At 58.6% G+C, this 26,446-nt stretch carries 22 protein-coding genes; 11 read left to right on the top strand and 11 right to left on the bottom strand.

Annotated features, from left to right (window positions below; translation table 11 throughout):
- Positions 1–17 precede the first annotated feature (17 nt).
- Positions 18–1,775, bottom strand: coding sequence for a glucosidase family protein (locus PH558_RS27880; RefSeq protein WP_285207790.1), 1,758 nt, complete (start codon positions 1,773–1,775; stop codon positions 18–20).
- Between the two features lie 365 nt (positions 1,776–2,140).
- Here PH558_RS27880 and PH558_RS27875 point away from each other — a divergent pair, with 365 nt between their 5' ends.
- Positions 2,141–3,313, top strand: coding sequence for an ROK family transcriptional regulator (locus PH558_RS27875; RefSeq protein WP_285207828.1), 1,173 nt, complete (start codon positions 2,141–2,143; stop codon positions 3,311–3,313).
- 177 nt (positions 3,314–3,490) lie between these two features.
- Here PH558_RS27875 and PH558_RS27870 read toward each other — a convergent pair whose 3' ends face one another.
- Complete coding sequence (locus PH558_RS27870; RefSeq protein ID WP_285207789.1) at positions 3,491–3,877, bottom strand: winged helix-turn-helix transcriptional regulator; 387 nt, start codon at positions 3,875–3,877, stop codon at positions 3,491–3,493.
- 152 nt (positions 3,878–4,029) lie between these two features.
- Between PH558_RS27870 and PH558_RS27865 the strand changes: the two genes are divergently transcribed.
- Entirely contained in the window at positions 4,030–4,419 is a 390-nt protein-coding gene (locus tag PH558_RS27865) for a DoxX family protein (protein ID WP_285207788.1), read from the top strand.
- 247 nt (positions 4,420–4,666) lie between these two features.
- Here PH558_RS27865 and PH558_RS27860 read toward each other — a convergent pair whose 3' ends face one another.
- Both PH558_RS27860 and PH558_RS27855 read right to left on the bottom strand, forming a co-directional pair.
- The gene (locus PH558_RS27860) at positions 4,667–6,058 is read right to left on the bottom strand and encodes an aldehyde dehydrogenase family protein (RefSeq protein WP_285207787.1); all 1,392 of its coding nucleotides are present in this window, start codon (positions 6,056–6,058) and stop codon (positions 4,667–4,669) included.
- Positions 6,048–7,706: an acetolactate synthase large subunit gene (locus PH558_RS27855; protein WP_285207786.1), complete on the bottom strand. Its 1,659-nt coding sequence runs from the start codon at positions 7,704–7,706 to the stop codon at positions 6,048–6,050. The genes PH558_RS27860 and PH558_RS27855 overlap by 11 nt, the downstream gene beginning before the upstream one ends.
- 337 nt (positions 7,707–8,043) lie before the next feature.
- Between PH558_RS27855 and PH558_RS27850 the strand changes: the two genes are divergently transcribed.
- A complete protein-coding gene (locus PH558_RS27850) occupies positions 8,044–8,247 on the top strand; it encodes a cold-shock protein (protein WP_047631453.1) in 204 nt (67 codons plus the stop codon).
- Between the two features lie 59 nt (positions 8,248–8,306).
- On the opposite strand, the gene PH558_RS27845 is transcribed toward PH558_RS27850, so the two are convergent.
- Together PH558_RS27845 and PH558_RS27840 are read right to left on the bottom strand one after the other, a co-directional pair.
- Positions 8,307–8,690, bottom strand: coding sequence for a WGR domain-containing protein (locus PH558_RS27845; RefSeq protein ID WP_350223828.1), 384 nt, complete (start codon positions 8,688–8,690; stop codon positions 8,307–8,309).
- Positions 8,691–8,744: 54 nt separating this feature from the next.
- On the bottom strand, positions 8,745–9,455 hold the full coding sequence (locus PH558_RS27840) for an SDR family NAD(P)-dependent oxidoreductase (protein ID WP_285207785.1): 711 nt from the start codon (positions 9,453–9,455) through the stop codon (positions 8,745–8,747).
- Between the two features lie 130 nt (positions 9,456–9,585).
- On the opposite strand from PH558_RS27840, the gene PH558_RS27835 reads away from it, so the two are divergent.
- Complete coding sequence (locus PH558_RS27835; protein ID WP_285207827.1) at positions 9,586–10,509, top strand: LysR family transcriptional regulator; 924 nt, start codon at positions 9,586–9,588, stop codon at positions 10,507–10,509.
- A gap of 143 nt (positions 10,510–10,652) precedes the next feature.
- The gene (locus tag PH558_RS27830) at positions 10,653–11,303 is read left to right on the top strand and encodes a glutathione S-transferase family protein (RefSeq protein ID WP_285207784.1); all 651 of its coding nucleotides are present in this window, start codon (positions 10,653–10,655) and stop codon (positions 11,301–11,303) included.
- 16 nt (positions 11,304–11,319) lie between these two features.
- On the opposite strand, the gene PH558_RS27825 is transcribed toward PH558_RS27830, so the two are convergent.
- Positions 11,320–11,913 (bottom strand): TetR/AcrR family transcriptional regulator, encoded by a 594-nt coding sequence (locus tag PH558_RS27825; protein ID WP_285207783.1) that lies wholly within the window; start codon positions 11,911–11,913, stop codon positions 11,320–11,322.
- A 135-nt stretch (positions 11,914–12,048) separates the two neighbouring features.
- Here PH558_RS27825 and PH558_RS27820 point away from each other — a divergent pair, with 135 nt between their 5' ends.
- Complete coding sequence (locus PH558_RS27820; protein WP_285207782.1) at positions 12,049–13,272, top strand: MFS transporter; 1,224 nt, start codon at positions 12,049–12,051, stop codon at positions 13,270–13,272.
- 77 nt (positions 13,273–13,349) lie between these two features.
- Here PH558_RS27820 and PH558_RS27815 read toward each other — a convergent pair whose 3' ends face one another.
- On the bottom strand, positions 13,350–13,991 hold the full coding sequence (locus tag PH558_RS27815; protein ID WP_285207781.1) for a Pr6Pr family membrane protein: 642 nt from the start codon (positions 13,989–13,991) through the stop codon (positions 13,350–13,352).
- Between the two features lie 326 nt (positions 13,992–14,317).
- Positions 14,318–15,946 (bottom strand): thiamine pyrophosphate-binding protein, encoded by a 1,629-nt coding sequence (locus PH558_RS27810; RefSeq protein WP_285207780.1) that lies wholly within the window; start codon positions 15,944–15,946, stop codon positions 14,318–14,320.
- A 409-nt stretch (positions 15,947–16,355) separates the two neighbouring features.
- On the opposite strand from PH558_RS27810, the gene PH558_RS27805 reads away from it, so the two are divergent.
- The 4 genes from PH558_RS27805 to PH558_RS27790 all read left to right on the top strand — a co-directional run bounded on the left by PH558_RS27805 (position 16,356) and on the right by PH558_RS27790 (position 23,260).
- Entirely contained in the window at positions 16,356–17,828 is a 1,473-nt protein-coding gene (locus PH558_RS27805) for a nucleobase:cation symporter-2 family protein (protein WP_285207779.1), read from the top strand.
- Between the two features lie 647 nt (positions 17,829–18,475).
- Positions 18,476–19,525 (top strand): porin, encoded by a 1,050-nt coding sequence (locus PH558_RS27800; RefSeq protein WP_285207778.1) that lies wholly within the window; start codon positions 18,476–18,478, stop codon positions 19,523–19,525.
- Between the two features lie 551 nt (positions 19,526–20,076).
- Complete coding sequence (locus tag PH558_RS27795) at positions 20,077–22,173, top strand: carboxy terminal-processing peptidase (RefSeq protein ID WP_285207777.1); 2,097 nt, start codon at positions 20,077–20,079, stop codon at positions 22,171–22,173.
- A gap of 502 nt (positions 22,174–22,675) precedes the next feature.
- Positions 22,676–23,260, top strand: a complete 585-nt coding sequence (locus tag PH558_RS27790) for an IMPACT family protein (RefSeq protein ID WP_095438358.1) — start codon at positions 22,676–22,678, stop codon at positions 23,258–23,260.
- A gap of 59 nt (positions 23,261–23,319) precedes the next feature.
- Here PH558_RS27790 and PH558_RS27785 read toward each other — a convergent pair whose 3' ends face one another.
- Positions 23,320–24,612, bottom strand: coding sequence for an MFS transporter (locus PH558_RS27785; RefSeq protein WP_285207776.1), 1,293 nt, complete (start codon positions 24,610–24,612; stop codon positions 23,320–23,322).
- Between the two features lie 83 nt (positions 24,613–24,695).
- The gene (locus tag PH558_RS27780; RefSeq protein WP_285207775.1) at positions 24,696–25,139 is read right to left on the bottom strand and encodes a VOC family protein; all 444 of its coding nucleotides are present in this window, start codon (positions 25,137–25,139) and stop codon (positions 24,696–24,698) included.
- A gap of 73 nt (positions 25,140–25,212) precedes the next feature.
- On the opposite strand from PH558_RS27780, the gene PH558_RS27775 reads away from it, so the two are divergent.
- Positions 25,213–26,223 carry a LysR family transcriptional regulator gene (locus tag PH558_RS27775; protein ID WP_285207774.1) on the top strand — a complete coding sequence of 337 codons (1,011 nt, stop codon included), beginning with the start codon at positions 25,213–25,215 and terminating at the stop codon, positions 26,221–26,223.
- The last annotated feature ends 223 nt before the right edge of the window (positions 26,224–26,446 follow it).

Below are 26,446 nucleotides of genomic sequence, written 5' to 3'. Positions count from 1 at the left end.
TTGCCGGCATCCGCTCATTACCTGTTCTCCGCGTTCGCAGCCTCTAGGCCATATTTAAGAACAACAGCCGCCGGCATCGCACTCCATCCCTGCAGCAGGGAACCGCGTCCGTAGGGCGGCGAGAAATATTCGACCGCACCTGCCCAACCGTTGGCTAAGCAGGTTTCCCACCAGCGTATAAGCGCATAACGCGCTCCACTGAGACCGTGGCGTATTCTTTCTTCCGCATAGACGCCATCCCAATAGGGCCAATCCGATCCATTGTGATAGCGAAAGGGGAACGCGGTCTTCGATCTTACATCACTTGCCCGTTTAAATGGTGGAAACGCGCAAAGGACGCCCCAATCCCCATAGGGCTGTTTCGTATTGTTTCGAGCCTCCAGAGCCCCTTCCATCGCCTTCAGGAGACCAATCGCGCGCGTTTGCGAAATCGCCCCATAACGGGAGAGTGTCAGACTGTCGAGCACGAGATGATCCTCGACAAATCCATCAGGAGTGACGAAATCGGCGTAACCGTTTCTGCTCGGGACGAAAAGCCTGTCCTCGATTTCGGCACGAGCGGAGGCCGCTATCTCGCATGCTTTCTGCGCCAATGCGGCATCATGCCCGGCTCCCAGTTTAGCCACCGCATCCAGCGCGCCGACAAAAAGGCCGAGATTGTAGGAGACGAGACCTTCCCGATAGACATTGTCCGCCCAATCCCTGTCGTTTCGCGGCTTCAGCGGCAGTACGCTGCCGGGGCCAGCAAGAGCCAGGTATCGTTCAACGATGGCGGTCACAAGCGGCCAATGACGCACGGCTTCCGCCACATCCCCTGTGGCGTCCACATAATCGACGAGAAAGAGGATGAAGAAAAGCGGGCTGTCAAAATGATCGCTCCACCAATCGCCCGGACGATTGTGATGCTCCGGAGCAGCCTTACCACGATATTTCTCCGGATTTCGTTTGGCATCGAGAACGAAGTTCTGCCAGGCGCGCGATTGCGCCGGTCCCGTCAATATCACGCCGCTCGGCGCCTCCCCGTCGGGCTGGATCCCGTTGGCCAAAAGCCGAATTTCATCGCGTACGGCTTCTGGGGCCAGCTTCAGCAGCATTTGCATCGTCCAGTAGCCATCGCGATAATAGGTGCGGGCGGGAGCACTGTAGGCCTGACCTGCAGCCAGGCCGGCAAACACGCCATTCTCGTCTAACCGAATGCTAGAAAGCGCGGCATGTGTGCCCTGCATCACCATGCTGCGCATCACGGGATCGGCCTTTGGCGCAAGGTCGCACCGGGCGACATAATTCGCCGCTTCTGCCACGATAGCGTCGCTCGCAAGGCTAAATGCGGCTTCCGCCTCCCCTTCAGTGGCCCCGGCCGCGACGCGGACATCTCCGTCGCCAACCTCGACGATCATCGCACCCCAACCGGTCACGACGATACGGCGATTATTGCGTTTGATGAGCTTGGGCTTCGGACTATCCTTGTCAATCTCATGCCACCAAGCACCCCGACGAGCCGGATGGATTCCTTCCAGGCGGGCATTGCGGATCAGAAGGATGGGTTTTGACTGGGCGACGAAAATGCCGCCTGCTGCGACGGTGACCCTGTTTGGACCGTAAACGTAAGGTCCGGCAAGCTTGGAAAAACGTATGCGACCAAGACGACCGCTTCCCCAAAGAGCGAGATCAAGATACCCATCGGGATGCGCGTCCGCCTGCAGTCGAGGCGCCATGATCGGCAAAATGACCGGGTGATTGGTTGTGATTTCGCCTTGGGATGTGGGGGTCATCATGGCAAATCCAGCACCTTTCAACGCGCGGTATCAAAGATGGGATTAGGCGTGAAATCCAGGTTGCAATATCCAGTACACTCGCCGGGATGGAGCGCCACGAAGTCCTCGGCGAATGCAGAATTACACATCCTTTGACCTCGCTTTCATTACCCCTCCGCAACTTGCTCAGCCTGGGCACAGTCTACGAATTGGGCGCTTAATTTGTCAATGACGTGGACAAATTAAATGGTTTTGTTTAGCCAACTCACCGAGTTTCACTTGAATTCTGCGGTATTCCAGTCGAAGCTTGCACAGCCGCAGCGCGAGGTTGGATGAATTAGGAAAAGGTCCCGAACTAATTAGAGGCAGAACGCGAGCCAGCAATGATGCCAAATGCGACCCAGACACCGATAGCGCGAAAAATTTCAACAAATTCCGTCATTCGGACCATACTTGCCAAAGGCCCTATTTCCCGCGCGGATATTGCCAAGCAAACGGGCTTGTCCAAGCAAACGATTTCCGACGTCGTTCGCAATCTCGAAAATAATGGTTGGTTGAAGCCGACTGGATATACCGATGGGCGCTTGGGGCGAACCGCAATAACCTACGAGCTCGATGCAAGTGCCGGTTTCGCTGTATCCATCGATCTCGGTGGAACCAAAATCGCGGCAGTCATCTGCGATCTGGTTGGAAATATCGTTGCCGAAACCAAGGTGCCGACAAGCTCGCGCGGTGGCGTTCATCTTGTTGATCAATTCCACGCCATTATACAGGACCTCGCCCGGGGCACCGGCGTCGATCTCTCCAAATTGCGCGTCATAGTGCTGGCTACGCCAGGGGTGCGTGATCCGGCCACCGGACACATCAATGTCGCCCCGAACATCCCGGGAGTCGAAACAATCGACTTGCGCCGGCTCTTGAGTGACCGGATGGCAATCCCGGTCATCATTGAAAACGACGTCAATCTTGCTGCGCAGGGAGAGCGATGGCGGGGGCACGGCGCCACATCGGATAATTTTGCCTTCGTGGCCGTAGGCACTGGTATCGGCATGGGCATTATTGCAAATGGTAGCCTCATGCGCGGCGCGCGCGGTGCCGCCGGCGAGATCGCCTATCTGCCTCTCGGCGGTGAGCCATTTGATCCGGGCGGCTTTACCCTTGGTACTCTTGAAAGCGCCGTGGGTAGCGCGGCAATGGTGCGGCGCTATTCCGGATACGGTGGGCAGAGCGATGCAACCGTAGCGGACCTTTTTTCGGCTCTGGTGGCTGGCGAGCCAGCCGCTGTTGCGGTGATCGAGGAAACTTCGCGATCGATTGCGCTTGCCATTGCCGCGATCGGTGCGACGCTCGATCCAGAGCTGGTGATCATGGGCGGCAGCATCGGCGCGCGCCCCGAACTTGTTGAAGCCATTCGCAGATATTTGCCACGTTGCACGCCTTACCCACCCCGCATCGAGATCAGCCAGTTTGGCAATCGGGCGGCTCTCGTCGGCGGCATTGGCATCGCAGTCGAGCACATGCATCAGGAGCTGTTCGGTGTTGATTTGCAAGATCCATGAGACGGGCATCGTATCGCGCAAATGAGGAGATAGTGAGCTGCCTGGCGACTGCCTCAAAAGGTACACGAACAACCAGTGAATGCTCGGCCCAAAGTCATAACTGCTTTGGGCCGGGAGGGGTGATGGACACAGAAAGGCAGACGCCGGCCATCCGGCTGCCCTTCGGCGGCTCTCTAATCACCTATTTTTCGAAGCCTGCTTTCGTCCCCGAGTTGTCGTCCTTTCGGGCACGCTTCTCCCATACTCGTTCCACCACGCCGTCAAGGCTTCCATGGTCGGTCCAAGCCCTCGCGCCTTCGCGGTGATCTCGTACTCCACGCGAGGCGGAACTTCGGCGAAGACAGTGCGCGACACAAGGTCATCGGCCTCCAGCTCCCGCAATTGTGCGGTCAACATGTGCTGGGTGATGCCTGGGATCGCTTCGCGCAGCTCATTAAACCGATAGATCCGTTGGTTAAGAAACCACATGATTTCCAGCTTCCATTTTCCCGAAAGCAACGCGAATGCACGACGCATCTCTTCATGCATGTTGATGCTCGCCGGTTCATTAGTCTGGTTTTTCATACTTACAGTGCCGAATTCATCCTACTTGCGTACATTCATTTAATACCACATTTTCAATCCACGCACCGGAGAGATAGCGGATCGCTATTCCGGACATCGAAAATCTTGAACGGAGCAAGCTGCCGGGGCTATCCGGCGGCAACGGATATCCTATGTCTGAATTCTATATTTATTGGGTTGCAACGACCTTGCTTATCTTGTTGTACCTGGCCTCTGCCGTGACCTACATTATCAAGATCGAGTGGGTACGGCAAACAATCCTCGGGTTCGGCTATCCTAGCTATCTTGTCCGCTTTCTGACCTTCGTGAAACTCGCTGCCGTCGCCGCTATCGCCTCGCGTTTCAACGTTGCCGTCAGTGATCTGGCATATGCAGGCATGTTGTTTCACCTCCTGCTTTCCGGGCTTGCCCACATGGGCGCTCGCAAACTCCTAGGTGCACTGCCCGCTGTCATCGGGCTGGCATTGGTCGCTATCTCTTTCGCGACACAGAACGCGGGACGCGAAGTTCCCTCACCGTATGCGCTCGCGCAGATGCTCTGATTGCCAACCCGAAAGGAAACCAAATGGGAAAGCTAACCGGAAAAGTGGCTATCGTCGCCGGTGCCGGCTCGCCTCGCAGAGATTGAGGTCTAATCAGACGTCGGTCGCCTCGTGAAAGACTGTCAGGCCTCGGAATCCGGGAACGCGGCCACACTGACCGCGATCCTGTTATTCTGAGGCAACTTTCGATCAATTGCGGCAAGACAAGCACGGAGAGAGCCCGCGGATGACGCTTGCCGAGGCTTACCTAGCTCACGCCGTTGAACACCACCATCTTGTCGTCGGCCATCTCCTCCATCGTCCAGGGAATACCCCCGACACCATATCCCGACTGCCTGCGCCCCGCAAAAGGCATCCAGTCGGTTCGAAACGCCGTGTGGTCGTTGACGAGCACTGCGGATGCATCGAGATGCCTTGCCGCCTTGAGCGCGACGGCTATATCGGTGGAAAAGACGCTCGCCTGGAATGCGTAGGGCAGCGAGTTGGCTGTACGGATCGCCTCGTCGATGTCGCTATAGCCATAGACACAGGTCAGCGGCCCGAACACCTCGAGCCGCGACACCTTGGCATCCGCTGGCGGATCGAGCAGGACGGAGGGCAGAAGCGTGGTCTCGGACAGCCGCCCTCCCCCGAATTGCCTTGCTCCCGCATCGGTCGCTTCCTTGATCCAACTTGCGACACGTTCCGTCTCGCGCGGCAGGATCAGCGGCCCGACCTCAGTCTCCTTCAACGTGGGATCGCCGACACGCAGGCTTGCGACCTTGGCGGCAAGCGCGTCGGTGAAGTTGGCCAGGATGTCATTGTGCACAAAGAGGCGCTGCACCGACACGCAGACCTGCCCCGCGTGATAATATCCACCTTTGACGATCGTCCCAATGATTGCGTCGATGCTGACGCTTCGATCGACGATGACCGGGGCTGCTCCGCCATGTTCGAGCGCACATCTCGTGCCTGGCGGCAGCTTGCTTTTCAGATACCAGCCGACCTTCGCCGAGCCGATGAAGCTCAAGAAGGCGACGCGCTGATCCGTAGCAAAGCTCTCGGCAAGCGTATTGTCCTCGGTGATGAAAGTCTGGCACCAGCGCTCGTCCAGTCCCGCCTCCCAGAACAGCTTGACGATCTCGATGCAGGAAATCGGTGTGGTTGCCGCCGGTTTGACGATGACAGGGCAGCCAACGGCCACCGCGGGTGCAATCTGGTGAATGATGAGATTGAGGGGGTGGTTGAACGCCGATATCGCCGCCACGACACCGATCGGCTCCTTGGTGGTGAAGGCCCATCGGTTGGCGCTGGCAGCAGTCAGGCCCATCGGGATTTCCTTGCCGCCAAAATTGCGCAGCTCGTCCGCCGCGTTGACGAGACCATCAATCCCGCGCGTGACCTCCACGATCGCATCCGCCAGCGGCTTGCCACCTTCACGGGCGATCATGATGGCAAAGCGGTCACGATTCTCGGAGAGAAGCTCGGACACCCTTCTGAGGATGGCCATCCTGCGATGCGTCGGCAGCCAGGCGCTACGATCGGCATAGGCTTTCGCGGCCACATCGAGCTTATGCTCAAGAGCAACGGCGTCATCGGCCGGGATTTCCGCAATGAGCGCGCGATCGAATGCCTGATAAACCTTCAGATTAAGCGTCATCTTGATCCTCCAGGATGGCGGGAAGCCGTTCGCGCAATTCCTTCACCAGCACACGTTCGTTTTCCGAATAATCGACCGGAACGTTCACCAGATGAACGCCACCGCCGGAAAAGGCGTCCTCAAGCACCTGCTTGAACTGGCTGATGTCGTCGACCCTCGTCCCCTTGGCACCATAGGATTGCGCATATCTAACGAAATCCGGATTGCCGAACGTCATTCCGAAGTCCGGAAACTCGTCCACCGCCTGTTTCCAGCGGATCATGCCATAGGCATCATCCTCGATAACGAGGATGACGAGGTTCAGCTTCAGCCGGACGGCCGTCTCGATCTCCTGCGAATTCATCATGAAGCCGCCATCCCCGCAGATCGCCATGACACGCCGCTCGGGATAGAGCATCGAGGCGACCATGGCCGAAGGGAGCCCGGCACCCATTGTCGCAAGTGCGTTGTCGAGCAGCAGCGTGTTCGCCATGCGCGTCCGATAGTTCCGGGCGAACCAGATCTTGTACATGCCGTTGTCGAGCGCGAGGATGCCGTCATGCGGCATGACTTCCCGGATGTCATGGACCAGCCGCTGCGGCGTGAACCGATCTTCCGTCGCCCGATCCGCGATGCGCTCGAGGATACGTTCCCTAAGATGAAGAAGGGACTGCGCATTCGGCAGTTTACCTGCAAGGCGATCCGCCAGCGCCTTCAGCGATGGACCGATGTCGCCGATGACCTCCGACTGGGGAAAGTAGACCTGCTCAACGGTCGCCGGCTGATATCCGACATGGACGACATTCGGGCCATCCTTGCCCATGATGAAGGGCGGCTTTTCGATCGTGTCATGGCCGATGGTGATAATGAGATCGGCCTGCTCGATCGCCTCATGAACATAGTCCCGCTCCGACAGCGCGGCCGTGCCCATGTAGAGCTCGGTTCCGCCCGGGACCGTTCCCTTACCCATCTGGGTCGTGAAGAACGGGATGCCGGTGCGGATGACGAACTGCGCGATGTCGGACGTCGAGCGCGGGCGCGAAGCGGCTGCCCCAAGCATGAGCAGCGGGCGTTTTGCCGCGGTGATCAGCGCGGCCGCGCGATCGAGCGCCGCGTCACTTGCGATCGGCAGCTCCAGCTGATGCGGGGCGACGAGGGCGACCGGCGCGCATTCCTCGGCAGCGATGTCCTCTGGGAGCTCGAGATGGACGGGGCCCGGCCGCTCCTCCTGTGCGATCCGGAATGCCTCTCTGACCATCGTCGGGATCATCTGCGGTGAGACGATCTGCCTGGCAAGCTTGGTGAGCGGCTTCATCGACGCCACCACGTCTACCACCTGGAACCGGGCCTGCCGGGACGAAAGTACCCCTTTCTGGCCGGTGATCATCACCATTGGCATGGCGCCGAGCAACGCGTATGCCGCACCCGTCGAAAGGTTCAAGGCGCCCGGCCCGAGCGTCGTCAGGCACACACCCGGTTTGCCGGTCAGGCGACCATAGGTCGCGGCCATGAACGCAGCCGCCTGTTCATGCCGGGTCAACACCAGCTGAATGGACGATTTGCGGATAGATTCGACAACATCGAGATTTTCTTCGCCTGGAATACCGAAGATACGGTCGACACCCTCGTTTTCGAGTGCGGCCACCAGGAGATCGGAGCCTTTGGTCATGGATGGAGCTCGTGCTTGTTGGCAGATCGATGGATGCCTCCAAAACTGGGAGGCAGGCCGCAAGAATAGATCCTTTTGCAGGCTAGTCCATCAGAGTTCTATCAGATTCCAGTTACCACGGATGACCGGAGCTGCGCGCGAATGCTCGACGAAAGCAGGCAAAGCCGAGTCACAGAAGGGATAGCTATCGCTGATATCAAGACTTCAAAGACGATCTGGTGCGAAAAAACACGTTTGATCACAGGACCTAACGGACGCCGTTAGCAGATGTGCTTGATCTGACAGCAGTTGCCCGCTAGGTTGCCGCCGCGATCAACTGCAAAGACATGGGGATTTCATGCCAACTGGCACGGTTAAGTTTTTCAACACCGACAAGGGCTTTGGCTTCATTACGCCGGAAAGCGGAGGACCTGACGTTTTCGTTCACGTCTCCGCCCTGCAATACGGCAATGTGCTCAGGGAGGGGCAATCCGTCTCCTACGATCTGGGTCAGGACCGGAAGACGGGCAAGTCGAAGGCGGAAAACGTCAGACCGCTCTAATCATTATGAACACGTCACTACCCGAGATCTCGGGTAGTGCACTCGGGCGCCGTGAGAATTCATGTGAGCGCCCTGCTTTGTAGTGGGCATGGGCGGTAGCCTTTCGCCCGCTTCTGGCGGGTCAGCGCGAGGAACAGTCTGACGGCATCCCTTTCATGCTCGAAATGATGAGCCATCGTCTGTCCGCTGAAGCCTATCCGGCCCCATCGGCGCGTAAGACATGTGTCCCCGAACAGCGTCGTCGATATCTCCAGTGCATAATAGCGGGCCATGTTCTTCGCGGCATTGGTGCGTTCGATATAGAGATGATAGGGTTGAGTAAGCATGCCGGAAGAATCGTCGATCGCGCGGCTGCGGTCCAACGAGTGTTTTGAATCGGTCGGCCGGCTTCGATTCATTTCCGTTATGTGTTCGGCGATCCGCCGAACAATCGTCAGCCGCATCGGCCAGGCGCCGGCTCCGCGCTACGAACGTTTTTGGAAGTGCCTACCTCTGGTTTACCAGGGAACCGTTCGGCCCAGATAGTCCAGATATTCAAGGCCCCGCTTCCCCTGCTGTCCGAGAAGCACATTCACCAGGTTCGGAACGCTTTCCTCGATCGTCAGCCGCCCGTCGGGACCGCCCAGATCGGTCTTGACCCAACCGGGAGCCATGAGCACCAATGCACGCGCATCATCCGCATGGCGGGCGGCATAGCTGCGCATCAACGTGTTCAAGGCCGCCTTGCTGCCGCGATAGACCTCCCGCATGCCTGTCGTATTGTTGCTGACGCTTCCCTGCCCCGACGACATGACGCCGATCAGCCCCATGGGCGAAACGAGGTCCTGCAATCCCTCCACGGTCCGCATCGGGCTCAGCGCATTCGTCACCATGACACGCACGAACTCTTCCGTCGTCACCTCCGCGATCGTCTCGGTCGGGACATTCGTCGTTCCCGCATTGACGAACAGCATGTCGAAGATGCGTCCGCCGAGGCGCTCTCGTAGCGAGGCGAGCTGTTCCGGCTCGTTGATATCAAGCGTTTCGATGGTGACGCGGCCATCGGAACGGTCCGCCAGATCGTGCAGTTTCGTCTTCGCCGTCGAGGCCCGCACCGTGCCGACGACGGACCAGCCCTTCTTGAAGAATTCTTCGGCCATGGCATGGCCGAGACCGCGTGATGCGCCGATGATCAGGATGCTGTCGGTGGACGATGATGATGACGGCATGGGCACGCCTCCTTTGTTTGCTGTGAGCCCAATATGAAAGTCCGGTCCGGATTTCTCCAGACGCACAGGACGCAAAGAATAGTTGCGTCAGACGCTGGGCATATCGATCGATCTGGTCTACCCAGTTGCCATGGAAGACATAGATCTCAATCTGCTCGTCGCCCTTGACGTCCTGCTTGCCGAGGGGAGCGTGACGGAAGCGGCGAAGCGTCTTGGCTTGAGCCCTTCCGCCATGAGCCGCACGTTGTCGCGGCTGCGTGCCGTGATGGGTGATCCGTTGCTTGTCAGGGCAGGCAGATCACTCGTGCCGACACGGTTTGCCGAGACCCTTCGGGATCGCGTTCATGCCGTTACACTGGATGCGCGCGCCATTCTTCGGCCTGCGGCCGGCGAACTCGATGTTGCCACGTTGGACACCACGTTTTCGATCCGCGTGAGCGAAGCCTTTCTCGAGCTTTTGTCTGCGCCCCTTGTCGCGGCCATCACGGAAGCCGCCCCTCATGTCCGTATCCGCTTCGTGCTCAAGCGGGACAAGGAGCCGCATATGTTGCGGGAAGGACTGATCGATCTGGAAATCGGCGTCTTGGGCGTGCCTGCGCCGGAGCTGCGCACGCGACTTCTGCTTCGCGATCGGCTGGTTGGAGTGGCACGGGAAGGTCATCCTCTGCTGACGGGCGGGGCGGTAACGGCAAAGCGCTATGCCGCCTGCGCCCACATCGCCGCTTCGAGAAGAGGAGAATTTGCCGAAACGGTCGATGAGGCTTTGGACAGGAAAGGTCTGAAGCGGGAAATTCGCGTCGTGGTGCCTGGTTTTCCGGATGCAATGAGAATTGCGGCTTCGACGAATTTCATCGCGGCTGTCCCCCTCTCCTGCCTCGGCAAGAGCAAGCTGAACGAACCGGTGGGCGAGTTTGGTATTCGAAGCTTTGAATTGCCGTTCGAAACGCCGGAAATACTCATTGCCGCCATATGGCATCCGCGCGTCGACGCCGACCCCGCCCATAAATGGCTACGCAATATCATCACGCGCGTCTGCCGCGCCGCCTATCCATGAACTGATCCAGCAGACGGTCGAACTGCAAAATGAGATGCATTGGCCCGCATCGCTCCCGGCTCTGAAAACCATCTCGAAAATGGAGTGTCGGAATCTCGTTCAACCGATCGTCTTTAAGGCAGACAAAGCCATGGAGAGCAGCAATGACGATAACGATCACCGCCTTTGAAAAATCGCCGGATCGCGGCAGAGGTCTGGCGCGCGATATGCGCGTTCGCTGGGCCCTCGAAGAAGTCGGCCAGCCTTATGAAGTGCGCCTCCTCTCCTTCAAGGCGATGAAGGAGCCTGCGCATCTCGCCCTTCATCCCTTCGGGCAGATCCCGACCTACGAAGAGGACGGCCTTGCCTTGTTCGAATCGGGGTCGATCGTGCTCCATATCGCGGAGCGCCATGCCGGGCTTCTACCGGACGATGCCAAGGCGCGGGCACGGGCGATCACATGGATGTTTGCTGCGCTTTCCACGGTGGAGCCGCCGATCATCGACCGCGCAACCGCAAGAATCCAGGGGCGCGATCAGACCTGGTATCAGCAGCGCCTGTCCATGGTCGATGGGCACATCCGCCAGCGGCTGAACGAACTTTCCGATCGCCTCGGCAGTGCCGACTGGCTCGAGGACGCATTCAGTGCCGGCGATCTTCTGATGATATCGGTCCTGCTCAGGTTGAAGGATTCCGGCCTATTGCAGGAATATCAGAACCTCTCTGCCTATGTCGCCCGTGGAGAAGCACGGCCTGCATACAAGCGCGCTTTCGAGGCTCAGCTGGCGGTCTTCACCGCCGCGTCGGCCGACTAAGCGAACTCCAGTCCGATCAGTTCTTCTCGACCCGCAAGCCTTCAAGGAAGGTCCGAAATGCGCCGACTGCCCGTTTCGAGATTGTCTCGGGATCGTCCGAATTGGCGATCCACTGCGCGGCACAACTGCTTGCAGCATTGATGAGGCGAGCGCCGGCTTCCGCGTCGATATCAACGATGATACCCTCCTCGCAAAGGCAACGAAGGCTTTCCCTGATGGTGGCGATGCAACCGTTGGCGCTCGGCCATCCGGAGGGATCGCCTAGCACGGCGGGGCCGTCACGAAACATGATGCGCTGGATTTCCGGCTCCAGCGCCATCTCGACATAACCGACATTCTCGTCGACGAATGCCTGCCAGCGCGACGGCGCTTTCGACGAGATCTGACAGAGCCTTGTGGTCATTTCCGCATCGATCTCGCTGACGACGGCCTGTAGCAGCCCCTTCTTGTCGCCGAAATGATGATAAAGTGCGCCCCGCGTCAGTCCGGCAGCCGCTGTAAAGTCATCCATCGATGCATCGGCATAGCCGACGCTACCGAATGCCTCACGGCCGGCGGCGAGCAGCTTGGCTCGCGTCTCGGCAATCATTTCACTGCGAGGTTTGCGCATTGCGTCTCCATCGATCACCCATATTAATTTGCATACGCCGCGTATATTAGTTGACATACGTGGCGTATGCAATTACTTGATTCACATACGCTGCGTATGTCTGCGGCCATTTCGTTCAATATAGGGAATGTTCCGATGTCCAATCCGTACAGAGAGATTTTCCGCGCACCGGGCGCCAGGAGCTTTTCGGCCGCGGCCTTCTTTGCTCGCCTTCCCCTTGCCATGGCTCCTATCGGCATCGTCGCCATGCTGTCGCAGACGCGCGGTGAATATTGGCTGGCCGGCGCCGTTTCGGCGACCTTTGCGCTGACCAATGCGTTTGTCTCGCCGCAGATATCGCGCCTCGTTGACCGGCTGGGTCAGCGTACGGTCGTTACGCCCGCCACCATACTCTCGGTCATTGCCTTCATCATTCTCGTCATCGCCGCAAACCAGGTCTGGCCGGCCTGGACGCTGTTTACCTCGGCCTTCTTCGCGGCAGTCATGCCGAGCATACCAGCCATGGTACGCGCCCGCTGGACGGAGATCTTCCGGGACCGGCCCGAATTGAATACGGCCTTTGCCTTCGAATCCGCTGCCGATGAGCTTGTCTACATCATGGGCGCATCCCTTTCCGTCGGGCTCGCGGTCTCCCTGTTCCCGGAAGCCGGCATGGTCGTCAGCACCATCTTCCTCGCGCTTGGATCGGCAGCCTTCCTGGTGCAGCGATCGACGGAACCGAAAGTGCGCGCGGCTAGCTCCGCAGGCTCGCAACGCTCGGCGATCCGGCTGCGGCCGGTCCAGATCATCACGCTCGCCCTGATCTTCGTCGGCGCCACCTTCGCCACGGCGGAAGTGAGTGCCGTTGCCATCACCAAGCAACTCGGAGAGCCGGGTGCCGCTAGTGTCGTCATCGGGGTCTATGCGCTCGGCTCCTTCATCGTCGGTCTCATCATCGGAGCGCTGAACCTCAAGATGCCATTGCAGCGCCAGTTGCTGGTGGCCGTCAGCGTTCTCGCCCTGACCTCTCTGCCGCTTCTGGCTGCCAGCACCTCGGTCGCTCTGCTTGCCTTTGCCGTCTTCCTCAGCGGCGTTGCCATTTCCCCCACCTTCATCACCGCCTTCGGCTTGATCGAACGTCGCGTGCCGGAAGCCATGCTGACCGAAGGCGTGACGTGGGTGATGACCGGCATCGGCATCGGCATGGCACTCGGTGCCTTCGTGTCCGGCTGGGTGGTGGACAGCTTCGGGCCTGCAAACGGCTTCTGGGTTTCGGTCGCGGCAAGTATCACAACCGTCGTGGTGGTAGCGCTCGGCCAGACAAGCCTTTCCGGCACGCGTGCGTCCAGCTCGGCCGCCATCACCCAACTGGCGGAATGAGCGGGCCGCCAAGTTCGAACAAGGGCCGCGCGGCAACATATGGGTAAGTGATGAATTTGCCTTCGTGACAACAGTGCCTATGCGCGCCGAAAGACCCGTTGCCAGGCACCGACCCAGTCGAGAAAAGTCAGCATCCCTCTCATAACCAGAAAGGCTGTTGCCAGCAGCCCCATGTTCAGCAGAACGGCTTCAAGGCCGATATCGCGAACATCCAGGAATGGGTAAGGGTAGAAGCGCGAGATATACCCATGCGCAAGCGTATAAGCGGAGTAGGCCGCGGGAAAAGCCAACCACCAGAGCACATCGCGCCAGGAAAGCCTGCCGCGCTCACTCAGAAAAATCCAATCTGCGGCGTACAGCAGCGGAACGCAATAATGGAGTATCTGGTCTCCGAACAATTGCCAACCGCGAGGGTGCCAAACGTCCCTCAGCATCAAAAAGTAAACGATGCCGGCGATCCCCACGTAAAGAAGAAGGGCGCTGCGTACAGACGGCTTGCTCGCCCATTTGCCAATCGACGAGAGCGGCGCAATTTGCGCGCAAAGCAGTGTCATGGCGAGCAGAAGATTGGATTGCATGGTGAAATAGCTGAAGAAATTCACCGTCATCGTCAGCCGTGAAACATGCCCACCGGGTATGATAGCGAAATATGAGATCGCGATACCCGATAAAGCGAGCAGGGCAAGCAGATAGCGATAGACGCGGATCATGCCTGCCATGAAGTCCTCCCCGCCGAATTGACGCCGGAGTGGGGCCAGGAAGAATTCAGCATCATATCGTTCGACTTCATCGAAACTCTATATCTCATTGATGACAGACCGGCCTCGAAATCCCCGCCAGCCCCACCGAACTCCGCGGCGAGATCGGCTGTATCGAAGACATCTACCCTTTCGCAGCAGACTATTCGACTGCGGCAAATCAAAAGCAAGCATCGAACGGCTGAAGAAATCCTTCGGCCAGGAGGTGACGACAGCTCTTGGTCAAGTCGATGTCGTCACGCTGAGCCTTGAAAGCGGTTTGCCTTTCGCGCTTTCAGAAAAGGTCGTCAGATGCGCATCCGTGGCACGTCGTTGGGGTCGAGGCGCAGCTCGATCAGCACCGGGCGACTGCGATTCCTGATGGCGTCCAGAGCCCCTTCAAGCTCATGAACCGAGCTGACCGCAACGCCGTGTCCGCCGAGCGCGGTCGCGACCTCGGCAAAGGAGGGCCAGTTGAACTGGGTTAGCCCCGGATCCATGCTGCGATCACGAAACTGGATATGCTCAGCCCCATAGGCGGAATCATTGCAGACGATGACGACCAAATCCTGCCCGAGACGCACGGCAGTATTGAATTCATTGACACCGCTCATCATGAAACCGCCATCCCCGGTGAAAAGCACCACCGGTCGATCGGGTGCGGCAACGCTTGCGCCTATCGCTTCCTGCAATCCGAGGCCGATCGAGCCGAAATTTGCCGTCACGACGAAACTCCGCGGGTCGCTGACGGAAATCCGGCACCAGACCTCGGTCATGAAACGCCCGCCGTCGGTCACAAGCACCCGGTCCTTCGGCAAGGCCTTTTCCAGCTCTTCGAGCGCCCAGATGTAACTCACATATCCCGCGCTCGTCTTGCCGCGCTGATCGCGTGGATGCCTGTTGAGGGAGGGGACATCCAGTTCATGCGTGAAGCCGCTCGGCGGAATTTCAGCCGCATCCAGCCAATGGACGAAATTGTCTGCCGTCAGGCCTGAATCGGCCACTAGGGCCGCATCCGGATGAATGTTCTTGCCGATGGCGCTGGCATCCATATCGATCTGGACGACGCGCTTGCCCTTCAGGAGCTTGCCCCTGTCAGTGGTGAAATCATGTAGTCCCGCTCCGAAGCAGATCAGGCAATCGGTCCTGGCGATCAGATCATAAGCGGCAGGGGTGCTGAGCGTGCCGAAAATGTCCATATTATAGGGATGGCCACCGAAGAGCCCCTTTGCTTTCAAGGTCGTCGCAAGCGGAGCCTCCAGCCGGTCCGCCAGGCCGATAAGCTGATCGCGCGCAGCGCAAGCCCCGCCGCCGGCGAGGATGAGCGGACGCTTTGCAGAGGCAATGATGCCAATGGCCCTGTCCAGCCCATCTCCTTCAGGCACATATCCGGGGGCATCGAAGACTTCGAAGACGGCCCGCTCGTAAGCCTGTTCGCACCACATGAAATCGGCCGGCATGTTCAAGACAATCGGGCGCCGTTCGACCCGGGCGCGGTAGAAAGCGCGGGCAACATCCCGTGTTGCGGTTTCCGCTGAGCGCATCTGCTCGAAGCCGGCGCCGGTGACCTTGACCACCTCGCGCTGATCGATGCTCTGCAGATGGTGCGGGTTGATGACGGGCGTGTCACCCGCCAGGAGCACCATGGGGATGGAGCCGCGGGCACCTTCGGTGAGCGCGGTGACACAATTGGTCAAAGCCGGACCGTGGGTCACGCTGGCCACACCGACCTTTCCGGAGACATGGGCATAGGCGAGCGCCATAAGGACCGAGCTTCCCTCATGAGCCGCCGGCACGAAGCGGCCGCCGCATCCGCGTACATAGTGGTCGATCATGAAGAGGTTGGCATCCCCCATGAGGCCGAACATCGTACCGGCATCGTGATCGCAAACCGCACGTGCAATCGACTGGTACACATAGATCGCATTCTCGGCCATTTTGAGTATTTTCCCTCCCGCAGCACCTCAAATCACTGATGCTCAGAATATCAGCAAGAGCGTGCAAAAGGCGCGCAAGTTACAAAGAGAAACCCTATCTGCGCGCAAGATAATTTCACAAATCGGAAAGGAATGCACGATACGTGCGCGAACTTATCCAGAGTTCATCATGCCATCAAATTCCGCCCCTCGGAAGATGGACAGGCGGGTTCTAGGACGCGAGGCTCAAGGGGACCAACTGATTTTGCTCCAGCTCTGAAGATCGCGGTCAGCCAACCAGACCAGCGCGGGCATCGCCTTCCGGTAAGGTGTTTCGCATTTTTCTATAAAGTCATGAGACGGCACACACCGTAACGTGCAACGCTCGTTTGGAGGAAACGAGAAACGCAAAGGTATGGAGGAGATTACCTTGGCAATAGCAGCAGAGGAAAATACCGCACGCCTGGCCCCCGAAGATGAAAAGCTCAGCCTTGGCGCCAATCTGGCCTATGGCCTTCAGCATGTCCTGACCATGTATGGTGGCATCGTTGCCGTTCCGCTGATCATCGGCCAGGCATCGGGCCTGACACCTCCCGACGTCGGTCTGCTCGTGACCGCATCGCTGTTTGCCGGCGGTCTCGCGACCATCCTGCAGACGATCGGAATACCGTTCTTCGGCAGCCGTCTCCCCCTAGTGCAGGGCGTATCCTTTTCTGGCGTCGCGACGATGATTGCCATTACCGGACATGGGGGCATCCAGACCGTTCTCGGTGCAGTCATTGCGGCGTCCTTCATCGGGCTCCTCATCACGCCCGTCTTTTCACGCATCACCCGCTTCTTTCCGCCGATCGTCACCGGCATCGTCATCACCACCATCGGGTTGACACTGATGCCGGTCGCGGCGGGCTGGGCGATGGGCGGCAACAGGAGTTCGCCGGATTTCGGCAGCCAGGCCAATATCCTGCTTGCGGCGGTAACGCTCGTGATCGTGCTGCTGCTCAGCAAGTTGGGTAGCGCCGCCATATCAAGACTATCGATCCTGCTCGCCATCATTATCGGCACCGGGATCGCCCATGCGGTCGGCATAGCGGACTTCTCGCGGGTAATCAGCGGCCCCTTCGTCGCGCTGCCGCAGATCTTCCATTTCGGCTATCCCGTGTTCGATACTGCGGCGATCATCTCGATGTGCATCGTCATCATGGTGACGCTGGTCGAAACCTCAGCGGATATCCTTGCCGTCGGTGAGATCGTCGGCACCAAGGTCGATGCGCGCCGGCTCGGCAACGGCCTGCGTGCCGATATGCTTTCCAGCATCCTCGCCCCGGTCGTCGGCTCCTTCACGCAGAGCGCCTTTGCCCAGAATGTCGGCCTCGTGGCCGTGACCGGCATCAAGAGCCGATTTGTCGTGGCGACCGGCGGTCTTTTTCTCGTCGCCCTCGGTTTGCTGCCGATCATCGGTCGCATCGTCGCCGCCGTTCCGAGTTCCGTCCTCGGAGGAGCAGGCCTCGTCCTGTTCGGGACGGTCGCGGCAAGCGGTATCCGCACGCTCGCCAAGGTCGACTATGAGAACAACATGAACCTGATCATCGTGGCGACCTCGATCGGCTTCGGCATGATCCCGATCGCCTCACCAGGATTCTACGAACACTTTCCCGCATGGGTCATCACCATCTTCCACTCCGGCATCAGCTCGGCGGCATTGATGGCGATCGCGCTGAACCTCCTGTTCAATCACCTGACGACCGGAAACTCGGATCAGCAATCGGTCTTCGTCGCGGGAACGGAACGCCTGATCCGCTATCAGGACATTGCCGGCCTGCATGACGGCGATTATTTCCTGAACGGCAAGCTTTACGACGCCAATGGCGCGGAAGTTCCATTGGTGTCCGCGGAAGCCCATTAAAACACAGAGGGACCTGCTTCGGAGGCTACAAATCATTCCGCACGGCTGAGTCCGCCTGCGAAACTCCGTGGACCGGCGGTCCCACAATTGCGCCGGTCTCGTAATCCGGCCATTTGGCCGGGGTACATCTGCCACTGAAGCATTGCCTGAGCGGCCTGCGCTGAGTTCGGCTCAAGGCGCGCTGCCGAGCAGCACGTTCCCCTCTCCACCCCTAGATTGGTAGGTCGTAAACCACGACCTCCGATCCCTCCGTAGTTCATCTAACTGACTTGAGTAAGATTGAGTTCGGATTCGCGCTACACGCACTCCTCAGTAATTATTGTATAGTTTGTATTCTTTACTTATCATTTTTAAAAAATCTTTGATTAACAACATACGTTTGGTACGTTTATTACGTATAGATTTCTAATATACTTCATATACATACTAAGATCGCGTGATTTTATGGTGTATTTTTGCATCTTTGACGAATTTATGACGATAATTACTTTATAACTTCGAATTATTCTATTCCGATGTACCAAAAGCCCCGCTAGCGTGCCAGCACGAAAGTCTTTTGGGCTTTCGGTAAGAGGGAACACCGAATTGGTGAACGTGGCGGAAAATCTCCGGTCGCGTTCCGATCCGGCAAATCGATTGGAGAAAAAATGAATATCAAGAGCCTTCTTCTCGGCTCCGCTGCTGCACTCGTAGCAGTATCCGGTGCTCACGCGGCTGACGCTATCGTCGCAGCCGAGCCGGAGCCGCTGGAATATGTCCGCATTTGCGACGCTTATGGCGCTGGCTACTTCTTCATCCCGGGCACCGAAACCTGCCTCAAGATCGGTGGTAAGGTTCGTACCGAAGGAAAGTGGTACGACGCCTACAGCCCAGACAGTCACTATGGCACTCTCTGGCACACCCGTGCCGAACTGCAGCTGCAGACGGCAACCGACACCGAATACGGCCCGCTGAAGACCAACACGGAACTGCGTTGGGACTGGAATGACGGCGGCGCTACGGCTACCAACCTGCTGCACGCCAGCATCAGCCTCGGCGGCTTTACCATCGGTAAGGAAGATTCTCAGTTCAACGTCTTCACCGGCTACGCCGGCGACGTCATCAACGACGACGTGATCGGCGATGGCCCGTACGAATTGAACCAGATCACCTACAACTACGACGCCGGCAACGGCTTCACGGCTGTGATCTCGGTTGAAGACTCGAACTCCGGTTCGGGCGCTACGGGTGCAAACGGCGAAGACAGCTCCGACCACTATGCACCGGACGTTGTCGCAGGTGTTGGCTACAAGGCCGGCGCATGGGGCTTCAAGGTCGTCGGCGGTTACGACTCGATCGTCGAAGAAGGCGCTATCAAGGCTCGCGTCGATGCTGACTTCGGCGTATTCGACGCCTTCTTGATGGGCGGCTGGAATACCGACGGCGACAAGCTCAACAAGTATGCCAACGGCGATTCGATCGGCCAGAGCTGGGGCGACTGGGCTGCCTGGGGCGGCGTTGGCGTTCCGGTCAACGAAAAGCTGAAGTGGAACCTCCAGCTCGCCTATACCGACAACAAGACCTTCTCGGCAACCACGAACGTCAAGTGGAAGCCGGTCAAGAACCTGCTCATCGAGCCGGAAGTTACCTACACCAACTGGGATTCGATCAACGAAGACCAGTGGGCTGGCGTTCTTCGCTTCGAGCGTAGCTTCTAATCTGATCTGAACTAGACCTCCGATCAGAGACGGAAGAAGACCTGGTTTCCCTCCAGGTCTTCTTCTTTAATTCGTTAAAGCCGTGCTCCGGTTGCCATTCCAATCCGCATGACACGCGCCCTCGGCAATACGAGAAGAAACACACGGTTACCGAGGCGAAACTTTCCAGCCAGGCCGCCTGCGCCTACCGCGATAAAGGCGGGCTAAGGGCGAACACTGCTTTCGCGATCCCTCCCGTTACGGCGTATGGCCCATCGCGAGACCCAAGAAAGCTCCTTCCGACCCTTAAGATCCGAAGACGCTATCGCCCGACGCGCCTCTGCATGGCCAAGAAACGCTGCACACTGCATTGTCTACGGCATCTCAAGGTCGAATCCGGTAGGTTCAGCTTCGTATTCGCGGCTGTGTTGACGATCCTCGCAATGCGCGCAACACGAATGTTTCGAGAATCTTTCCCGAAGGAAAGCATCTGTCTGGTTGCCAAAAAACCATAATTGTTCCACCTAGATTATAGATTGAACATTTAACGTTGAGAATCGGGCCAAGACTTGATGCGTACGAAATATGGTTTCCTCTGCCTGTTCCTGGCATTTGCTTCATCGGCATATGCTCTGGAAGCCGGTTCACCGCCAGTTTTGACACCGCTGCCGCAGCAGGCGCAGGCCGCGCATTTGACGGCGCAATTTCTGCAGCGCTTCCACTATAAGCCGGTTCCGCTGGACGACGTCCTCTCCGCCAGGATCATGAATCGCTTCATCAAGTCCCTCGATCCGGACCGTCTCATCTTCCTGCAGAGCGATATCGACAAGTTCATGGCGGGCAGCACCAAGATCGATGACGCCATCAATCAGGAAGACTTGAATATCCCGTTTTCCATTTTCAATGTGTACGAGCAGCGCGTCGTCGACCGCATGACCTATGCGCGCAGCCTGCTCAATCAGAAGCTGGACTTTGCCACCAAGGAAGACTACGCGCTCCTACGCGACAAAGAGCCTTGGCCGCAAACCGAGGCGGAAAGCAACGATCTCTGGCGCAAACGCGTCAAGAATGACTGGCTGCGCCTCAAGCTTGCCGGCAAGGATGATGCCGCCATTCGCGATACGCTTGACAAGCGCTATGAAAACTCTCTTGAGCGCGCGTATAAATACAAGAGCGACGATGTCTTCCAGACATTCATGGACGCCTATACGACGTCGGTCGACCCGCATACCGACTATTTCGGCGCGACCGCCTCGGCCGAATTCGATATTTCCATGAAGCTCTCTCTGGTCGGTATCGGCGCGGTGCTGCAGGAAAGGGATGATTACACCACGATCCGCGAACTGGTCGCAGGCGGCCCGGCGCAACTCTCCGGCAAGCTCGCGGTCGGCGATCGCATCATCGGTGTCGGTCAAGGCGAAAATGGCCCGATCAAGGAAGTCGTCGGCACGCGACTCGATGAAATCGTGCAGATGATACGCGGCGCCAAGGGTTCGGTCGTGCGCCTTGATATTTTGCCCGCTGATGCCGGGCCGGATGGCAAGCATCACGTCATCAGTCTCGTCCGTGACAAGATCAGCCTCGACAAGCAGGCTGCCAAACAGACGATCCTGTCGGTAAAGGATGGCAATACGACGCGCAGGATTGGCGTGATCACTCTGCCGGCTTTCTATGAGGATTTCGAAGCCCGACGCAAGGGCGACAAGGATTACCGCAGCGCCAGCCGCGATGTCGCCAAGCTTCTCGGTGAACTGAAGCAGGAGAAGGTCGATGGCGTCCTGATCGACCTGCGCAACAATGGCGGCGGCTCGCTGGCCGAAGCGATCGACCTGACGGGCCTGTTCGTCGGCAAGGGTCCGGTCGTCCAGCAGCGCGATGCAGCCGGCGAGGTGGAGGTCGAGAGCGATGATCTTGCCGCCCCGGCCTGGACCGGCCCAGTCGGCGTGCTGATCAATCGCGGCTCGGCATCGGCCTCCGAGATCTTCGCCGCGGCGATCCAGGATTATGGTCGCGGCGTGATTATCGGCGAACCGAGCTTCGGCAAGGGCACGGTGCAAACCGTTGTTAATCTCGATCAGGTGGCCCACAATCAGAAACCGAAATTCGGCGAGCTGAAACTGACGGTCGCTCAATTCTTCCGCGTCAACGGCGGTACGACGCAATTGCGTGGCGTGACGCCGGATATCAGCCTGCCGGGACTTTCCGACCTCAAGACCTTCGGCGAATCCAGCTACGACAACGCGCTGCCTTGGACGCAGGTAAAGCCGGCGAGTTACAAGCCCTGGGCTGATATCCAGGCGCTGCTGCCGCAGCTGCAAAGTCGCCATGACGCGCGCGTGAAGGATGATCCGGAATACCAGCGCTTCGTGGAAGACGTCACCACGCTGAAGGAGCAGCGCGACAAGAAGACCATCTCTCTCAACGAAACCGAGCGTCGCAACGAGCTGACCGCTCAGGCAAACCGCATCAAGGCGCGCGGACAGGCCAATGACGGCATCGATACCGGCGAGGATGATGGCCTGCAGGCCAACGAGCGCAGCCTGAGCGCCGATATCGCCATCGAAAAGGCCCGCAAGAACGCAAAGGATATCCTGCAGAACGAGGCTGCCTCCATCGTTGCCGACGAGGCGGACCTGCAGGCCGGCATGTCGAGGGCCGCGGCAAAATAGTCACGAAGTTCCATCGTGTCGCTCACAGCCGAGGAATCGATGTCCCTGCCGTGACGTCGACCGCCTCGTCGGCTGCGGATGCATAAGACTTGCATCTGCGGCAAAATGCCAAAAAGTGGATGGCTTTTGGACGTCGACCACCTGTCCCTTTGATTTCAAAGCGAATTTTCATTTCAGATCGAATAGACCGGAATTCATCTGCCTGCGGTGCCTCAGCTACGTTTCAGCTACTCGTTATAAGCTTCGTGCGTGCGATACTTGCGCCCCCAACAAAGTTTCGCACGAAGCGCCTATAAGGCTCTCTGCTCTGCCTCATGCCCATGAGGCAGAGCTTTCCCGCCCGGATCACGCTCAACGCGTTCCGGCTAGGCCATTGAAGGCCTTGGATACTCCCGCGGCTATCCGCATCCAATTCATTTTGTCCCACGGCGCTCCACCGCATGTCTTTCGGGACAGTGGCAATGCCTCTTCGCAGCGTGCACGAAATTGGCTAAGAGGCCGTATGTTTGAGCTTGTTTCGACCGCTACCGCTAATCAGGAAATCAAGCGAAGCCGGTTCGTTGCGACAGCCGGCCCGATTGCCGATACCGAGGCAGCAAAGGCGTTTGTCGCACAACACTCCGTCACGGATGCCAATCACAATTGCTGGGCCTGGCGCATCGGACAGGCCTATCGCTTCAGCGATGATGGCGAACCGAGCGGAACCGCCGGCAAGCCGATCCTCCAGGCCATCGACGGCTTCGAATTGAATATGGTGGTCGTCGTCGTAACACGCTGGTTCGGCGGCACTCTTTTGGGTGCAGGCGGACTGATCCGCGCTTATGGCGGCACCGCCGCACTATGTCTGCAAGGCGCTGAGAAGAGAGAAATACTTCCAACCGTTGCGGCAACGATCAACGTGCAGTTTTCACATCTCGCGCTGGTAAAAGCGAAACTTCTGGCAGAGGCGGGCGTGCGGCTCGTGGAGGAACGCTTCACCGAATCCGGAGCCGTGCTCGGTGTGACCATAGCCGCCTCGATGGTCGAACGGGTCGTTGACAATATTCAGGATCTGACAAGCGGTCGAGCAACCGTAAAGTTGGATTGATCGGGATGCGCCGAAGGATAACGCTCTCGAAGCCTCGTGATGAGGCTGCGATAAGCAGATCAATCGCCGCCGGAGAAAACAGCGCCCTGAGGCTGCCCCGGTACGCAAGCGGCTACGCGCAGCACGCCATGAAACCCGACCCAAAGCGCAATCGACCCGAGTGCAAAACTGCCGAGGATCATGAACATCGTGCCATAGCCGATCTCCTGCGCCAGCCAGCCGCCGATCGCCGGGCTCAGGGATGCGCCGACCCCCTGCATAGTCATGACGACGCCCTGACCGACATTGATGCGCCCCGTTCCGTTCAAGATGCGGGCGACGAGCGTCGGCACGGCAACGCTTTGCAGGCCGGCGCCGATGCCATCGAGAACCTGAACGGGATAGACACCCCAGGATGTAATCAGATGCGCCGCCACGAAGCCGCGGATCGGCAATGAGACAAACGAAACCAGCAGCACGAGCCATTGCCCCCTCTTTTCCGCCATATGCATCGCGATCAAGGAGGTGATGATCATCGTGCCCTGCGCCACCACCACGGTCAGGGCGACGAAACCCGCGGGATCGGCCTGCCCGGCGGAGACGACGGCCAGCCCGAACAAGGGCAGCATCGCGCCGTTGCCAAGATGAAACAATGCAAGCGCGCCGGCCAGGATCAGCAGCGGCTTCGATTCTGCGAGCACCTTGAAGCCGCTCGGCTTTCTGTGTCTGGCAGGCTCCGTCTCTCCCAGCGGACCAGCGGCGGTAAGGGTCGCACCCCGCGCTTCGTCATCGTCGATCGCATCGGCTGGGATCATCAGCACGGAAATGATGGTCAGCACGCCGAAGACGGCTGACAGCCAGAACACGGCAGTCAGCCCGAACATCCAGCCGAGCCATCCCGACAGGCCGGCGCCGACGAGGTTGCCAGCATGATTGAATGCCTGATTGTAACCATTCTGCCGATTGAAGCCCGTCTGCCGGACAATGCCGAGCGTGATGCCATTGAGGGCAGGCCCGATCGCGGCGCCGGCAATAGCGGTCGCAACCTGCGACAGGGCTACGACCCAGAAGAGCTGCGAGACCAATATGATCATGGAGGCGAGGACCGTGCAGATGCCGAGCACGATCACGCATGTGCGCTTATGCGTCGTCTCATCGATGAAGGCTCCGGCAGGCGCCATCATCACCATCCCCGCAATCCCGCCGATCGTCATGACGGAGCCGATCGACCCGCTTTGCCAGCCATGGGCGACGAGAAAAACGCCGAGGAAGGGGCCGATGCCCGCCTGAACATCAGCCATGAAGAAATTCAGAAATCCAAGTGGGACGAGAGCTCGGGCTTGCTGCTGGTCGTTGGGGGATGAACGCGACAAGTGACAACCACATGGTTCCTGAAATCGTCAGATGAAAAGCGCGTGATGGCAAAAGGTTCCCACTCATTTAGATGAATAGACCCCTAGGTCCGCGGCCCTAGCTGCTCCGTCGTGAACCCTATCTCTTGTCCGAAGGATAATTCAAGCGTATTGCCGTCGGGATCGGCAATATAGGTCCAGCAGCCCACCGGAAGCCCGTCGTCGCTTGGCTTTGACCGCAATATGCCCCGGCGTTGGGCTTCGTTGGCCTGACGCAGCACTTCCTCGCGCGAAGCGCAGGCGATGCCGATATGTCCGAAAGGGCCCAGCGGCGTGTCGTGGAGGCTGCGCGATGCGACGAGAACGAGCGCAAAGGGACGCAAGCCATCCGCCATCCATGCGACCGCGTCCAGCGGCGCCTTTGCATCCCGGCGATGGATGATATGAAGACCGGCAAATTCCTCATAGAAGGCAATGCTTCTGTCAAGATCGCGCACGAGCAGTGCGACATGGGATAACCCCAGATCCGTGTTTGTTGAGTGGCTCATGGTCAATTCTCCTTTCCTTTCCAATTTGGATCATTGACACTGAGAATGGAAATCGAAATACGATATCAAAATCATGCACAAGATGAATAATATTGCCGCCTCGGATTTGAACCTTCTGCTCGTCCTGGAGGCCTTGCTCGAGGAGCGTCACGTCTCGCGCGCGGCCTTACGGCTCAACCGCTCGCAACCGGCGGTCAGCCACGCACTAGCGAGACTGAGGGATATCTTCAACGATCCACTACTGGTGAGAGGCAGCGATGGGATGCAGCCGACTGCACGAGCGCTTGAACTCGCCGAGCCTCTGTCGGAAGCCCTTGCACTCGTGCGCTCCATGGTGGAACAGCCTTTATTCGATATCGGGCAAACCGAGCGCCTTTTCCGCCTGTCGCTGTCGGATTATGGCGCTGCCATTCTCTTGCCCGCTCTTGTCTCGCGACTGAGGCGATGTGCGCCACTTGTCGATCTCACCGTCGTCTCTTATGGCAGGGAGAGAGCTCTTGCCGCCTTGAAAGATGGCGAGATCGACCTTGCCGTCGGTGTTTATCCGACATTGAAACAGCCGAGCCATCGCGATCTCAATAGCATGCTGCTGTTCGACGAGAGCTTCGCCTGCCTGATGGATGCGAAGTCCGCATCTCTACCCCTGGATCTCGCCGCCTATCTGTCGCGGCCGCATGTTCAGGTTTCGGTCGCGTTGCAGGACAGCAGCGAGATCGACGCCGCGCTCTTACGACTGGGCCACAAGCGCCGGATCGCCATTCAGATTCCCCATTGGTCGGCCGCACCGGATCTCGTACGCGGCACCGATCTCATATTGACTGCGGCACGGCGCAGCATAGAACATCTGCCGGATCAGGATCTTCTGTGTCTTGAGGTGCCTTTCACCTTGCCGAGCTTCCCTTTCGTCCAGACTTGGCATCGCCGCCGCGATCGGGATGCGGCGCATCGTTGGCTCCGCGCGCAGATCGAGGACTTGATACGGCCGACGACCGGAAATGCAGGCGGTAAACCTCTGGATCAAATCAAGGGGCAAGTTCGCTCGGATCAGCTTCGGCAGGATCGAGTGTTTGCAAACGGAGCGTGACTGTGTCCGCATCCATCCGGGCGACCGAAACTCCAAATAGCTTAAAAAGAGAAGGATTCGGAGGGAAAGCCGAATCCTTCTCGTCTTGATCGGAGGTCAACCGATCGGGGTGGGCAGCCGCATCGGATTGGAACGATGGGCTGCTACTACCGACACAGTGTGTCGGATTGTGGCGGACTCGGAGTTTGAAAACGCCCCTTGCCCAAGCTTGGTTCCTATATAC

Origin of the sequence: Rhizobium pantanalense (assembly GCF_030182525.1) — a bacterium.
Classification (GTDB): Bacteria; Pseudomonadota; Alphaproteobacteria; order Rhizobiales; family Rhizobiaceae; genus Rhizobium.
This window is presented reverse-complemented; position numbering and strand designations above follow the sequence as displayed.